This window comes from Zeimonas sediminis (genome assembly GCF_023721795.1).
GTDB classification, from domain to species: domain Bacteria; phylum Pseudomonadota; class Gammaproteobacteria; order Burkholderiales; family Burkholderiaceae_E; genus Zeimonas; species Zeimonas sediminis.
In genome coordinates, this window is the sequence record NZ_JAMQYE010000001.1 from 644,183 (window position 1) to 658,120 (window position 13,938).

Annotated in this window: 14 protein-coding genes; 4 read left to right on the plus strand and 10 right to left on the minus strand. The window is 71.5% G+C overall.

Going from position 1 to position 13,938, the window contains the following annotated elements:
• Positions 1-4: 4 nt before the first annotated feature.
• The gene (gene cysS / locus M6I34_RS03000) at positions 5-1,444 is read right to left on the minus strand and encodes a cysteine--tRNA ligase (RefSeq protein ID WP_272484233.1); all 1,440 of its coding nucleotides are present in this window, start codon (positions 1,442-1,444) and stop codon (positions 5-7) included.
• 355 nt (positions 1,445-1,799) lie between these two features.
• On the opposite strand from cysS, the gene M6I34_RS03005 reads away from it, so the two are divergent.
• The 3 genes from M6I34_RS03005 to M6I34_RS03015 all read left to right on the plus strand — a co-directional run bounded on the left by M6I34_RS03005 (position 1,800) and on the right by M6I34_RS03015 (position 3,887).
• Positions 1,800-2,306, plus strand: a complete 507-nt coding sequence (locus M6I34_RS03005) for a tetratricopeptide repeat protein (RefSeq protein ID WP_272484234.1) — start codon at positions 1,800-1,802, stop codon at positions 2,304-2,306.
• 113 nt (positions 2,307-2,419) lie between these two features.
• On the plus strand, positions 2,420-3,010 hold the full coding sequence (locus M6I34_RS03010) for a peptidylprolyl isomerase (protein WP_272484235.1): 591 nt from the start codon (positions 2,420-2,422) through the stop codon (positions 3,008-3,010).
• Between the two features lie 133 nt (positions 3,011-3,143).
• On the plus strand, positions 3,144-3,887 hold the full coding sequence (locus M6I34_RS03015) for a UDP-2,3-diacylglucosamine diphosphatase (RefSeq protein WP_272486585.1): 744 nt from the start codon (positions 3,144-3,146) through the stop codon (positions 3,885-3,887).
• A gap of 28 nt (positions 3,888-3,915) precedes the next feature.
• On the opposite strand, the gene cysE is transcribed toward M6I34_RS03015, so the two are convergent.
• The 3 genes from cysE to M6I34_RS03030 are packed head-to-tail and all read right to left on the minus strand — an operon-like array spanning position 3,916 to position 6,867.
• Positions 3,916-4,659, minus strand: coding sequence for a serine O-acetyltransferase (cysE, locus tag M6I34_RS03020; protein ID WP_272484236.1), 744 nt, complete (start codon positions 4,657-4,659; stop codon positions 3,916-3,918).
• 35 nt (positions 4,660-4,694) lie between these two features.
• Entirely contained in the window at positions 4,695-5,885 is a 1,191-nt protein-coding gene (locus tag M6I34_RS03025) for a 2-methylaconitate cis-trans isomerase PrpF family protein (protein WP_272484237.1), read from the minus strand.
• 10 nt (positions 5,886-5,895) lie between these two features.
• A complete protein-coding gene (locus M6I34_RS03030; protein ID WP_272484238.1) occupies positions 5,896-6,867 on the minus strand; it encodes an RNA methyltransferase in 972 nt (323 codons plus the stop codon).
• On the opposite strand from M6I34_RS03030, the gene M6I34_RS03035 reads away from it, so the two are divergent.
• The gene (locus M6I34_RS03035) at positions 6,866-7,702 is read left to right on the plus strand and encodes an inositol monophosphatase family protein (RefSeq protein ID WP_272484239.1); all 837 of its coding nucleotides are present in this window, start codon (positions 6,866-6,868) and stop codon (positions 7,700-7,702) included. The genes M6I34_RS03030 and M6I34_RS03035 overlap by 2 nt on opposite strands.
• A gap of 69 nt (positions 7,703-7,771) precedes the next feature.
• Here the strand turns inward: M6I34_RS03035 and M6I34_RS03040 are convergent, their stop codons facing one another.
• The 6 genes from M6I34_RS03040 to M6I34_RS03065 all read right to left on the minus strand — a co-directional run bounded on the left by M6I34_RS03040 (position 7,772) and on the right by M6I34_RS03065 (position 13,846).
• Positions 7,772-8,758: an MBL fold metallo-hydrolase gene (locus M6I34_RS03040; RefSeq protein ID WP_272484240.1), complete on the minus strand. Its 987-nt coding sequence runs from the start codon at positions 8,756-8,758 to the stop codon at positions 7,772-7,774.
• Positions 8,752-9,645: an NUDIX hydrolase gene (locus M6I34_RS03045; protein ID WP_272484241.1), complete on the minus strand. Its 894-nt coding sequence runs from the start codon at positions 9,643-9,645 to the stop codon at positions 8,752-8,754. The genes M6I34_RS03040 and M6I34_RS03045 overlap by 7 nt, the downstream gene beginning before the upstream one ends.
• 40 nt (positions 9,646-9,685) lie before the next feature.
• Positions 9,686-10,204: a hypothetical protein gene (locus M6I34_RS03050; RefSeq protein ID WP_272484242.1), complete on the minus strand. Its 519-nt coding sequence runs from the start codon at positions 10,202-10,204 to the stop codon at positions 9,686-9,688.
• Positions 10,205-10,212: 8 nt separating this feature from the next.
• Positions 10,213-11,673: a putative nucleotidyltransferase substrate binding domain-containing protein gene (locus M6I34_RS03055; RefSeq protein ID WP_272484243.1), complete on the minus strand. Its 1,461-nt coding sequence runs from the start codon at positions 11,671-11,673 to the stop codon at positions 10,213-10,215.
• Between the two features lie 123 nt (positions 11,674-11,796).
• Complete coding sequence (locus M6I34_RS03060) at positions 11,797-13,572, minus strand: sodium:solute symporter family protein (RefSeq protein ID WP_272484244.1); 1,776 nt, start codon at positions 13,570-13,572, stop codon at positions 11,797-11,799.
• 10 nt (positions 13,573-13,582) lie between these two features.
• Positions 13,583-13,846, minus strand: a complete 264-nt coding sequence (locus M6I34_RS03065; RefSeq protein ID WP_272484245.1) for a DUF4212 domain-containing protein — start codon at positions 13,844-13,846, stop codon at positions 13,583-13,585.
• Positions 13,847-13,938 lie beyond the last annotated feature (92 nt).

Consider the following 13,938-nt stretch of genomic DNA (forward strand, 5'->3'; position numbering starts at 1 on the left):
CGGCTCAGGCGCGCCGCCAGGTCGTGCCGCCGGCACCGTCCTCGAGGACGATCCCCTGCGCGGTCAGCGCGTCGCGGATGCGGTCGGCCTCGGCCCAGTTCTTTGCCTTCTTGGCGGCGGCGCGCTCGGCGATCGCGGCCTCGATCGCCGCATCGTCGAGACCCTGCCCGCCCGCTTCGGCCTCGCTGCCGTGCAGGCCGGTGCGTCGCGCCTCGGCCGGGTCGCGGCCGAGCAGGCCGAGCAGGCCGGCCAGCTGCCGCAGCTCGAGCACCGCCTGCGCGGCGCCACTGCGGTGGACCTCGGCGGCCAGGTCGAACAGCACGGACAGCGCGATCGGCGTGTTGAAGTCGTCGTCCATCGCGTCGCGAAAGCGCGCGGCGGCCGGCGAGGCCCAGTCGACCGACTCGGCCCCCGCAGGCGCGGCCAGCGCCGCCCGCGCGGCCTCGTCGCCGGCCGCGGCCGCATCGAGCGCGCCGTACAGGCGCAACAGGGCCTGCCTGGCGTCCTCGAGGTGGGCGTCGGAATAGTTGAGCGGCGAGCGGTAGTGCGCGCGCAGGATGAACAGCCGCACCACCTCGGCGTCGAACTTCTTCAGCACCTCGCGGATCGTGAAGAAGTTGCCGAGCGACTTCGACATCTTCTCGTCGTCGACCCGCACGAAGCCGTTGTGCATCCAGTAGCGGACGAACTGGCAGCCGAGCGCGCCCTCGCTCTGAGCGATCTCGTTCTCGTGGTGAGGGAACTGCAGGTCGGCGCCGCCGCCGTGGATGTCGATCGTCTTGCCGAGCAGGCTGGTGGCCATCGCCGAGCACTCGATGTGCCAGCCGGGACGGCCAGCGCCGAAGTGCGAGGCCCACTTCGCCTCGTCGGGCTCGTCGGGCTTGGCCGCCTTCCAGAGCACGAAGTCGAGCGGGTCCTGCTTGGCGTCGTCGACAGACACCCGCTCGCCGGCGCGCAGGTCGTCGAGCGACTTGCCGGAGAGCCGGCCGTAGCCGTCGAAGCGCCGGACCGAGTAGTTGACGTCGCCGTCGGCGGCCCGATAGGCGAGACCGTTCTTCTCGAGCAGGTCGATCAGGCCGAGCATCTGCGGCACGAACTGGGTGGCCCGCGGCTCGTGGTCGGGGCGCTGCACGCCCAGCGCGTCGGCGTCCTCGTGCATGAAGCCGATGAAGCGCTCGGTCAGCTCGCGCATGGTCTCGCCGTTCTCGACCGCCCGACGGATGATCTTGTCGTCGATGTCGGTGATGTTGCGGACGTAGGTGACCTGGTAGCCCGAGGCGCGCAGCCAGCGCTGGACGACGTCGAACACGACGAGCACCCGCGCGTGGCCGATGTGGCACCAGTCGTAGACGGTCATGCCGCAGACGTACATCCGCACGTGGCCGGGTTCCAGCGGGACGAATGCTTCCTTGCTGCGGGTGAGCGTGTTGTAGAGACGGAGCATGGATCGGACCGAACCGGAGAAGGCGCCTGGCGCGGACCGGGCCTCGAGTCGGTTCGGATCGGCCGAAGCCCCGTGCCTGGCGCGCACGACGCGAAGGCGGGCAGCCGCGCGTTGCTAGAATGGCAGGATGCGATCGAGTATAGCATCGGGGCAGGCCCCGACCCCGGCCTGCGCGCGCCCCCGAAAGGCCGGAGCCAGGCCCCGCCGGGCGCGACCCTCGCCCGGGGCCGGCGTCCTGTTCGCGGGCCTGCTCGTCCTGCTTCCAGTCCTGTTTCCCGGCACGCCGGCGCTCGCGCAGGCCGTGCCTCCGCTCGCCCTGCCGGCGTTGCCGGCCGCCAGCGTGCCGGCGCCCGCGATGTCCGACCCGCGCGCCGCCGACACCGCCTACCGGCAGGCGCAGAGGCTGGTCGACGAGGGCCGCCCCGACGACGCGCTCGCCGCGATCGAGACGGCACTGAAGGCCTCCCCGTCGGACGCCAGGCTGCGCTTCCTGAAGGGCGTGATCCTCGGCGGCCAGGGCAAGGACGCCGAGGCGATCGAGGTCTTCCAGGGGCTCGCCCGCCAGTTCCCGGAGCTGCCCGAACCGCACAACAACCTGGCCGCGCTGCACGCGGCGCGCGGCGAGCTGGACCAGGCGCGCGCCGCCCTCGACGACGCGATCCGCGCGCTGCCGTCCTACGCGCTGGCCCACGAGAACCTCGGCGACCTGCACCTGCGCCTGGCGATCCGCGCCTGGCAGCGCGCCGCCGAGCTCGAGCCCGGCAACGCCGCGCCGGCCTCCAAGCTGAAGCTCGCTCGAGAGCTCGCCCGGCGCATCGCCGGCGAGGCCCAGGGCGCCGCGGCGCTGCCCGGGGCGCGCTGAAGGCGGTCGGCGCGGCTTCGTCCGGCAATCGCGACTTCACGCCCCCCGCTCTTCGAGCCCCCTCCTACAGAACCCCTCTCAACAAGCCGTTCACCACCTCCAGGAGTCCCAGGATGTTCCGCAAGCTTCCCCTGATCGGCGCCCTGCTGTTCGCGATGGCCGCGCCCGACGACGCCGCCGCCGCGAACCCGCAGGTGCTCGTCAAGACCACCGCCGGCGAGTTCGTCATCGAGCTCTATCCCGACAAGGCGCCGGGCACGGTCGACAACTTCCTCAAGTACGTGAACGACGGGTTCTACGCCGGCACGATCTTCCACCGGGTCATCGGCAACTTCATGATCCAGGGCGGCGGCTTCACCAAGGACCTCTACCAGGGGCAGCTGCGCCCGAAGGCCACCCGCGCGCCGATCCCGATCGAGTCGCGCAACGGCCTGCGCAACGACACCGGCTGGGTCGCGATGGCCCGCACCGGGGACCCGAACTCGGCGACCTCGCAGTTCTTCATCAACGTGGTCGACAACGCCAGCCTGAACTACCCGCAGCCCGACGGCCACGGCTACGCGGTGTTCGGCAAGGTGATCAGCGGCATGGACGTGGTGAACAAGATCCGCGCGGTGCCCACCGGCTCGGTCGGGCCCTATCGCGATGTGCCGACCGCGGCGGTCGTGATCGACTCGATGACGGTCGTCGGCGCGGGCCGCTGAGCCGGCTCGAGCCTGGTGTCCCGCCCGTGAGCCGCATCCCGGAGGGAGAGCGCTGAGCGCCGCCGCTCCCGACGCGCCGCCGCCTGGCGCGGCCTTCGGCGCCGGCCCGGTACTGGCCGGCCGGGACGCCGGGCTGTTCGCCTCGGACATGCACCTCGGCGATCACGATCCGGCCACCGCGGCGCTCTTCCTGGACAGGCTCGAGGCCGCCTGGCCCCGCGCCAGCCACGTGTTCCTGCTCGGCGACCTGTTCGAGGCCTGGGTCGGCGACGACCAGCCGGACGAGGTGGCCGCGCAGGCCCTCGCCGCGTTCGCCCGGATCGCGGCCAGCGGCCGGCGCCTGTTCGTGATGCGCGGCAACCGCGACTTCCTGCTCGACGCGGGGCCGGGCTCCCGGTTCGCCGAGCGCTGCGGGGCGACGATGCTGGCCGATCCCTGCCTGGCGACGCTGTTCGGCGAGCCGGTCGTGCTGGCGCACGGCGATGCGCTCTGCACCGACGACGTCGATTACCAGCGCATCCGTGCCGAGGTCCGCACCGATGGCTGGCAGGCCGCCTTCCTGGCCCGTCCGCTCCCCGAGAGGCTGGCGATCGCCCTGTCGCTGCGCGCCGAGAGCGAACGGGTCAAGGCCTCGAGGTACCCATCGGACGTGAACCGCGACGCGGTCGAGGCGCTCCTTCGCGCGGCCGGGGCCGCCGCGATCGTGCACGGCCACACCCACCGGCCCGCGCGCCACGCATGGCGGACCGGCGGGCCCGACGGGCGACCTGCGGTGCGATGGGTGCTCCCGGACTGGGATGCCGCCGACGGCCGCGGCGGTTTCCTGTGGGCGCGCGAGAGCGGCTTCGAGCCCGAGGGCTGGACGACGGCGGGCTGAGTCCGGAGGCCGTTTTCGCCCTCGAGTCTCAGTCCACCATCCGGTTCAGCGCCCCGGCGTCGAGCGGCTCGCAGCAGGCCTCGACGTCGGCGCCCATCCGCTTCAGGCACTGCTGCAGCGCCTCGATCTGGCGATCCTGCTCGGCCACGTGGTCGATCAGCCGGTGCAGCGCCACCGCGAGCGGATCGTCGGCCCCGCGCGTGACCGCATAGGCCGAAAAGCCCATCTTCGCCGCCTGCTCCTCCCGGCGCCGGTCCTGTTCCTCGACGATCACCCGCGCCGGGCTGCCGACCGCGGTCGCGCCGGCGGGCACCGCCTTCACGACGACCGAGTTCGAACCGATCCGGGCGCCCGCGCCCACGGCGAACGGGCCGAGCACCTGGGCGCCCGCGCCGACCACGACGCCGGGCTCCAGCGTGGGGTGGCGCTTGCCCCGGTCGAGCGAAGTGCCCCCCAGCGTGACGCCCTGGTAGATCGTGCAGTCGTCGCCGACCTCGGCGGTCTCGCCGATCACCACCCCCATGCCGTGGTCGATGAACACGCGCCGGCCGATCGTGGCGCCCGGGTGGATCTCGATGCCGGTCAGGAAACGCGCCAGGTGCGACACCCAGCGGGCCGGCGTGCGCAGGCCCGCCTGCCAGAGGTACTTCGCGCCCCGGTGCATCAGCACCGCGTGGACGCCGGGATAGCAGAGCAGCACCTCGAGCGTCGAACGGGCGGCCGGGTCCTTCTCCAGCACGTTCGCGATGTCTTCCCGCAGGCGTTCGAACATGATTCCGGTTCTCCAGTTTGTCGGCGGCCGCAAGTTTAGGCCCAGAGCTGGCCCTGTGCCTGCCGGGGCGCCAGCGCGGGCGGGCGGGAAGGCAGGTGCACCCAGCCGCTCATCAGGCGACGGGCGCTGCGCGACAGCACCGCCTTGTCGAAACGCCAGTGCCCGTCGACGCAGGTCAGCTCGGCGCCGACCGTGAGCGTTCCGGACGGATGACCGATCCGGGTCGGCACGCCGGGCAGCGTGCGCGCCACTTCGCCGACCACCGAGCCCGGCAGCGCGGCCGCCGCGGCGAGCGCGATCGAGCCGGTCCCGGTGAACGCCGGGTTCAGCCGGCCCGCCGTGAGAATGCGGGCGAGCACGTCGATCCGCTCGCCGGCGATCTCGGCGCCGGCGCTGCTGCGGTAGGCCGCGGGCCGGGCCACCCACGCGATCTCGGGCTCGCTGGGTCGCAGCCGGGTCGCTTCCTCGGCGGTCTCGGCCAGCCCCATCCGGACCGCCGCGGCGGCCCGGAGCGCTTCGAGCATCGCGTGGATCTTGCGCTTGCCCTGCAGGTCGGCGAGCGACTCTCGACCGGTGAGCCCCAGCGCGTCGGCGCGAACGAAGACCGCGGGACCGCCGGCGACGAGCAACGTGGCGCGGACCTCGCCGAGGCCCGGGACCGTGAGCGTGTCCCGGACCGACCCGGTCGGCAGCAGGACACGCGCCTGCGCGGTGTCCGGCTCGACGAACTCCATCCGGATCTCGGCGCCGGCGAAAGGCACGCCCTCCTCGACGAAGGCGCCCTCCTCGACGACCTCGCCGTGGCGCACCGGCACCCAGGCGTCGATCCGCTGGCTGGTGCTCTGCTGCCAGATCCGGACCTGGGTGATCCCGTCGACCGCGGGCACCAGCCCCTGGACGATCGCGAAGGGCCCGACCGCGGCCGACAGCTCGTCGCAGTTGCCGGACCAGTCGATCACGGGCTCGCCGATCGAGACCGCGCCGAACAGGTAGTCGACGTCGCAGTCGTCGCGCCGCGACGGCGAGACCACCGCGACCTTGCTGGTGCCCGAGGTGGCGCCGCCCATGCCGTCGGCCTGCCGGCCGAACGGGTCGGGGCTGCCGATCACGCGCAGCAGCAGCGCGTCGCGCTCGGCGTGGACCCGCGGCAGGTCCTTGCCTTCGAAGAACACGCCCTTGCTGGTGCCGCCGCGCATGTAGACGGCTGGAATGCGCAACGTGGTCATCGCAGCGATCTCATGGCCGGGGCCCGGGTCTCGCTTCGCGGGGCCTCGCCTCGTCGGGTCTCGCTTCGCTGGGCTTCGCTTCACCGGGCGCCGCATCGCGCGGCCGGCGCGAGCGGCTCGGGCCGTGGATGTCGCCGTCGGCGAGCTTGAGCATCTGGGTGCAGATGCCGCGCAGGATCGCGACTTCCTCGTTCTCGAGGCGGGTGCGCCCGAACAGGCGCCGCAGCCTCGGCATCAGGCGCTTGGGATGTGCCGGGTCGAGAAAGCCGATCCGCGTCAGCGCGAGCTCGAGATGATCGAAGAAGCCCTCGATCGCGGCGATCGACGCGGGCTGCGCCACGGGCCCCGAGCCGCCGACCTGCTCGCCGGCAGCCGCCGGCAGCGGCGCGAGCCGGTCGATCGCGCGCAGGCAGTACGCCACGATCTGCGCGGCCTGCGCGAGGTTCAGGGAGTTGTAGTCGGGGTCGCCGGGGATGCTGCACATCAGCTGGCAGCGCGCCGCGTCTTCGATCGACAGGCCGGTTCGCTCCGGACCGAAGACGAAGGCCACCCGCGCCTCGGGCGAGGCAAGCAGCTCCGCGCGCACCGCCGCGGCCGTGTCTTCCGGCGGCCTGGGCTGCGGCCCGAGTTCGCGCGCCTCGGCGCTGACCGCGACCGCCGCGGTGAACGGGGCCAGCGCCTCGTCGAGCGTGGCGGCCACGCTCGCCGCCGCCAGCAACTCGTGCGCGCCGCTGGCGCGGGCGATCGCCTCCGGATGCTCGAGCACCGCGGGCTCGCGCGGCGCCACGACGACCAGCCGGCGAAGGCCCATCGTGCGCATCGCGCGGGCGGCGGCCCCCACGTTGCCGGGATGACTGGGCCGCACGAGCACGAATGCCAGGCGCTCGAACCACGGCGGCGCGGAACGGTGCAAGGCGGACAGGTCGAATCCCTTACAATGCCGGATTGCACCCAGCCAGACCGGAAAGGTCTTACCGTACATGCATCCGATGCTGAACGTGGCGGTCCGTGCGGCGCGGCGCGCCGGGCGGATCATCAATCGCGCGAGCCTCGACCTCGACACCGTGAAGGTCGCGCGCAAGCAGCGCAACGACTTCGTGACCGAGGTCGACCACGCGTCGGAAGAGGCGATCATCGACACGCTGCTGACCGCCTATCCGGGCCATTCGATCTTAGCAGAGGAGTCGGGCCACTCCGAGGGCGGCCAGAAGGGCGGCGGCCGGATGGAGCAGGTGCTCCAGGCCGAGAACATCTGGATCATCGACCCGCTCGACGGCACCACCAACTTCATCCACGGCCTGCCCCAGTACGGCATCTCGATCGCGCTGATGCAGCGCGGCGTGGTCACGCAGGCGGTCGTCTACGACCCGTCTCGCGACGAGCTCTTCACCGCCTCCAAGGGCCGCGGCGCCTTCCTGAACGACCGGCGCATCCGGGTGTCCCGGCGCACCAAGCTCGACGAGTCGCTGGTCGGCACCGGATTTCCGTTCCGCAAGATCGACAACCTCGACCAGTACCTGGCGATGCTGCGCGCGGTCACCGAGAAGGCCGCCGGCGTGCGCCGGCCGGGCGCCGCGGCGCTCGACCTGGCCTACGTGGCCTGCGGCCGCTTCGACGCCTTCTTCGAACTCGGCCTGTCGCCCTGGGACGTCGCGGCGGGCAGCCTGCTGATCACCGAGGCCGGCGGCCTGGTCGGCAACTTCTCGGCCGAGGGCGACTACCTGTTCGCCGAAGAGGTCGTGGCCGGCGCGCCGAAGGTGTTCTCGGCGATGATCGCGCTGCTGCGCGGCACGCGGGGCTCCGCTGCGGCCGCGTGAGGCAGGCGACGAGCTGAGGTCGGTGGCCGCCTGAGTCGGCGGCCGCGTCATGCGGGCGCTCGCCCCGTTTCAGCGACCGCCCGACACCAACCACGCCGCCAGGCCGTCGGCGTTCAAACCGATGTCCAGCGTGAAGATCCGCTGAAGCTCGCTCTCGTCGGCGTCCCAGCCCTGGCGGAGGGCCTCGGCGAAGACCAGCTCGCGCATCCCTTCCCGGAGGCAGTCGCGCAGCGCGGCAGCAGGCCCCTCGGCCGAGGCCGTCGCAGCAGCCGACGCGCCGGTGCACCGGGACGCGCAGTCGCGCGCCATCGCCACCATCGCGTCGATCTGCCGGTGCAGGTCGGCCGCGAGCCGCGGCACGTCGCCGACCGGGCCGAAGTGGGTCACGGCCACCGCCCGGGGCCTCAGCGCGGCAATCCGGTCGATCGACGCGTGCAGGGCCAGCGGGTCGAACTGCACCGGCGTCGTCGACGGCACGACGAACTGCCGGTCTCCCTGGTCCAGTTCGCGATAGGAAAGGCCGAAGGTGTCGCCGGCGAACACGACGCCGGCCTTCGCATCGACCAGGCACAGGTGGTGCTTCGCATGGCCCGGGGTGTCGATCGCCTCGAGCCGGCGGCCCGCCAGCTCGATCGCGAAGCCGTCCGGCGCCTCGACTACGCGCTCGGCCGGCACCGGGACGATCTCGCCGTACATCTTGCGCGCCGCGTCCTCGCCGTAGACGGCCACCGTGCCGGCCACCAGCTTCGACGGGTCGATCATGTGCCGGGCGCCGCGCGGGTGCACGAGCAGCCTGGCGGACGGCAGCCGGCTCATCAGCAGCCCTGCGCCGCCGGCGTGGTCGAGGTGGACGTGGGTCAGCACCACCCAGTCGACGCTGTCGGGCGCCAGTCCCAGCGCAGCCAGCGCCTCGAAAACCCTCGGCACCGAGTCGTTGACCCCGGTGTCGACGACCGCCACCCTGCCCCGCTCGACGATCAGATGGATCGCGTCGAGCCGCGGGCGGAAGAAGCCCGAATCGAGGACATGGATGCCGTCGTCGAACTCGCTCAGCACCCGACGCACTCCAGCAGCGCGTCGATGCCCTCCAGCGGCTCGAAGCGGTTGCCCCGCTGGATCAGCCGCGTGGGCCCGACCATGACACGGTCGCGCAGCGGATGCCGCTCGTCGCCGGGATAGGCGACCACCCTGCACCCTTCGAGCTCGAAGGGCTCGGGCTCGATCAGCACCGGCCCCCGGCCGCGCGCCGCCTCGAGCACCTCGGCGGTCGAACCGTACTGGGCGAGTTGCACCAGGCTCATGATCTGCGGCGGGCCGATCACGATCCGGTCGTCGCGATAGCGGCGAAGCGCCTCGCGCGGATCCAGCCACTCGCCGGCCACCGCCTCGTGGTCGTCGAAGCCGGCCTCCTGCCCCTCGGGCAGCGCGGCGACGAAGAACCGGGTGTCGAAGCGCTTGTTGCGCGCCATCGTCGAAGGGATGCGCGGCGTGATCCAGCGCGACCACGGCACCAGCGCGTCGCTGGCCAGCTCGAGGTCGTGGGCGGCGAGCACCTCGGCGAAGCCGACGCCCTCGCGCAGCATCGCCCAGGCGCGCTCGCCGAGCCCGGCGTCGGCGCCGCGCGCGAGCAGCACGCGGGCCTCCTCGAAGGTCTCCCGGCAGGCGGCGTAGAACAGGCCGGCGGCCGTGGCGGCGTCGAGCTCGGCCTCGCGAAGCGCCTGGTGGAGCGAAACGGGATCCGCGCCGATCCGGCACAGGCACTCGACCTCGCAGTCGGCCCGGTCGAGCTTGCCCCCCGGGAACACGTAGGCGCCGCCGAACGCGTTGGAATCGTCGTGGCGTCGCAGCATGTAGACCTCGGGCCCGGCGGCGCCGTCGCGCAGCAGCAGGACGGTCGAGGCAGGACGCGGAACGATGGCGGGGCTGTCGGCGGACTGGGGCATTGCGGTCGGGCTCCTGTTTCGACCCGGATGATGCCTCAGTTCAGCGACAGGCGGCCTCGAGAAGAGGATCGCCCGGGTCGAGGCGCTCCCACGCCGGGTTCTTCGGCATGCCGTCCGGCTCGAACGCCTGATCCGCGGACAGGAAGGCCCGTCGCTGGCCCGGGCAGTCGACGACCATCGGCGCCGACCGGGTCGGCTGGTTGCGCTGCATCATCAGCAGCTCGGTCATCAGCATCCCCGGCAACTGCGGGTTGCGCTGGATCGACCGGCGATCGATCGCTGTCATCCGCTCGGCGCGCGGGAACGCGTAGGTCCACGGCGACAGCAGGCTGGTCTCCCGGTACTCCCGCAAGACCGTCACCTGGCTCGGCAGGCTCGCGGTCATGCGCCCGGCCCAGGAGTACTCGTCGTAGACCGAGTAGGCGAGCATCGCGCCGCCGGCAACCAGCACCAGCACCGAGCGCGGCGCGCTGCGGCCGAACAGCCGGGCGCCGGCGAAGGTGAGCAGCGCCGCCACGGCGCCGATCGTGAATACTGCAATCAGGTGCAAGGTCATCATGTCGGGAGTCAGCGGGCGCCGATCTGGTGTCTGCTCGAAAGCGATGCCTGGATCGTCTTGACGACCCGGAAGGCGTCCCGCAGGTGCCGCCGCTCCAGGCCCGAGAGCTCCGAGGGCGCGAGATGGTTGTCGGGCTTCTCGCCGCGGCGCGCCTGTTCGGCCTGGTGCCGCAGTCGCGTGTCGGCAATGAACCCGAAGGCGTCGAGCAGGTCGCGGGAGCCCGACTCGCTGAGCAGGCCCGCCCCGCGCGCCGCCCTCAGCCTCGCCCAGGTGTTGAGCGCCGGTGAAGCCGCCGACAGCGCGAACACGCGGGCGATGTCGGTGATCGGCACCACGCCGCCCAGCTTCAGGTCGACGGTGCCCGCATGCTCGCCGCGCCGGGCGATCGACAGGCCGCCGAACAGCCCCAGCGGCGGCCGGTGCGTCAGGGAATTGCTGACCATGTGCGCGACGAAGATGCCGTTGCCGCGGGCGCGCTCCAGCGATTGTCGCTGCAGGTCGCCGTGCAGGGCCGGATTGCCGTCGATCACGCGCAGGTCGAACATCACGCTCGCGAGCATCTGCGCCATCGGCTCGGGCTGCTCGATCCAGGACCTGAAGTAGTGTCGCCAGGTGGCGAGCGGCTGCCGCCAGCGCGGGTTGCTCGCCATCATCTCGCCGGGGCAGTACGCGTAGCCGGACGCGTTCAGCCCGTCGTTGACGAAGCGCGCGAGCGCCTCGTAGTAGGCGCCGTGCGCCTGCGCATCGAAATCGTCGGAAAGGATCAGGCAGTTGTCCTGGTCGGACACCCCGCTCTGCTCCTCGCGTCCCTGCGAGCCGCAGGCGAGCCAGGCCCAGTCGATCGGCGGCGCGCCGAGTCGGCTCCGGGCCAGCGCGAGCAGGCGGCGCGTGGCCGCATCCGAGATCGCGCTCACCAGGTGGCCGATCTGCTCGGCGTGCGCGCCGGAATCGACGAGGTGCAACAGCAGTTCGGGCACCCGCGCGACCACTGCGGCGATCCCGTCGACGCTGTCGCACTTGCCGATGTCGCTCGCCATGTAGACCGCCGACGCGGTCTGCTTGCGCAGGAAGTCGGTGTTCGTGACGATGCCGACGAGCCTGCCGTCGTCGTGGACCGGAAGGTGGGCGACCCCCTTGCGGCTCATCAGCAGCAGCGCGTCGAATCCGGTGCCGTCGACCGGCACCGAGACCACGTCGCGGCTCATGACCGCCTCGACCGGCGTGTCCCCCGACAGATCGTCGGCGACCACCTTGTCCCGCAGGTCACGCAGCGTGACGATGCCGACCAGGGCCCGCTCGCGGCAGACCGGCAGGCAGGAAATGTTCCGTTCGCGCATCCGGCGCGCGGCTTCCCGCACCGACTCTCCCGGTGCGATCGTGCTCGGATCGCTGCTCATCAGGGCGCGGATCGGCGCCGACATCAGGCCGGTGCCGTTGCCCCGCGAGACCGGCGTCGACTGGCGCTTCATTCGCGTCCGCCGGGAACCGGGCAGCGGAAAGGTACCGCTGCCCGGGAACCGCAGGCGGCGCCCGCCGAGGCCCCGAGCCGGCGCATTTCGCGCCGGCCCGCGACCCCGCGGGCGCCCGCCCGCTCAGTGGCCGGTCGCAGCTCCGGCACCCTTGGGCACCCGGATGCTCTCGACCAGTTCCTGGATGTGCGCCGGCGGCGGCGCGCTCACCCGGGAAACCACCCAGGCCATGCCGAAGTTCACCATCGCGCCGACCGCCCCGAAGGCCTCGGGCGAGATGCCGAGGAACCAGTTGGCCGGGACGTTGGCGGCCATCTCGGTGCCGGGGATGAAGAACCAGCCCTTGAACCAGAAGATGTACACCAGGGTGACGCCGAGACCGGCCAGCATGCCCGCCACCGCCGGCGCCGCCCCGACCCGCTTGCTGAAGATGCCCATCATCAGCGCCGGGAAGATCGACGATGCCGCGAGGCCGAATGCCAGCGCCACCACCTGGGCCGCGAAGCCTGGTGGATTGAGCCCCAGGTAGCCGGCGACGACGATCGCGACCGCCATCGAGATCCGCGCCGCCATCAGCTCCCCTGCCTCCGAGATGTTCTTGTTGAACATGCCCTTGAGCAGGTCGTGGGAGACCGCCGACGAGATCGCGAGCAGCAGGCCTGCCGCCGTCGACAGGGCCGCCGCGAGGCCGCCCGCCGCGACCAGCGCGATCACCCAGTTGGGCAGCCGCGCGATCTCGGGGTTGGCCAGCACCATGATGTCGTTGTCGACCTTGGTCAGCTCGTTGCCCTTCCAGCCGAAGCCCTCGGCCTTGGCCGCGAACTCCTTGTTCTTGTCGTTGTAGTACTGGATGCGGCCGTCGCCGTTCTTGTCCTCGAACTTGAGCAGGCCGGTCTTCTCCCAGTTCTTGAACCACTGCGGACGCTGCTCGTAGGACAGGTTGCCCTCGGGCGAGCCGACCGCGCCGGTCTGCACCGTGTTGGTCAGGTTCAGGCGGGCCATCGCGCCGACCGCGGGAGCGGTCGTGTACAGGATCGCGATGAAGAACAGCGCCCAGCCGGCCGACGAACGCGCGTCACGCACCTTCGGCACGGTGAAGAAGCGCACGATCACGTGAGGCAGGCCCGCCGTGCCGATCATCAGCGACAGCGTGTACAGCGTCATGTCGAGCGTACTTCGCCGCTGCTCGGTGAACTTCGGGAAGCCGAGGTCGCCGATCACCTGGTTCAGCTTGGTCAGCAGCGGCACCCCCTCGGCCGTGCTGCTGAACAGGCCGAGCCCGGGAATCGGGTTGCCGGTCAGGTTCATCGAAATGAAGATCGCCGGGATCGTGTAGGCGAGGATCAGCACCACGTACTGGGCGACCTGCGTGTAGGTGATGCCCTTCATGCCGCCGAGCACCGCGTACACGAACACGACCGCCATGCCCACGTACAGGCCGGTATCGACGCTGACCTCGAGGAAGCGCGAGAAGGCCACGCCGACGCCGCGCATCTGGCCGATCACGTAGGTGATCGAGGCGACGATCAGGCAGATCACCGCCACCACGCGCGCCGCCTGCGAGTAGAAGCGGTCGCCGACGAACTCGGGCACCGTGTACTTGCCGAACTTGCGCAGGTAGGGCGCGAGCAGCATCGCCAGCAGCACGTATCCGCCGGTCCAGCCCATCAGGAACAGCGAGCCGTCGTAGCCCATGAAGGCGATCAGGCCGGCCATCGAGATGAAGGAGGCGGCGGACATCCAGTCGGCCGCGGTGGCCATGCCGTTGACCACCGGGCTGACGCCGCGACCGGCCGCGTAGAACTCGCCGGTGGTACCGGCGCGGGCCCAGAACGCGATCCCGATGTACAGCGCGAAGGTTGCGCCCACCACCAGGTAGGTGAGTGTCTTCAGATCCATCGTCGCCCCCTCAGTCTTCGTGAACGCCGAACTCGCGGTCGAGCTTGTTCATGCGTTTCGAGTAGAAAACGATCAGCAGCAGGAACACGACGATCGACCCCTGTGTTGCGAACCAGAAGCCGAGATCGGTACCTCCGACCGGGATTCCCGCGAGCAGCGGGCGAAGGATGATTCCGAAGCCGTAAGAGACCACAGCCCAGATCACCATGCAGATGACGACGAGTCTCAGGTTGGCCTTCCAGTAGGCCGCCCCCGAGCGACTTTGATCCGACATTGTCTACCCCCTCCAATCGTTTGTAGATTCGCCGCGATGCCGCTTGGGCGGCCCCCGGCGAACGACCGGCGACCGCATGGCGGACTCCGGCC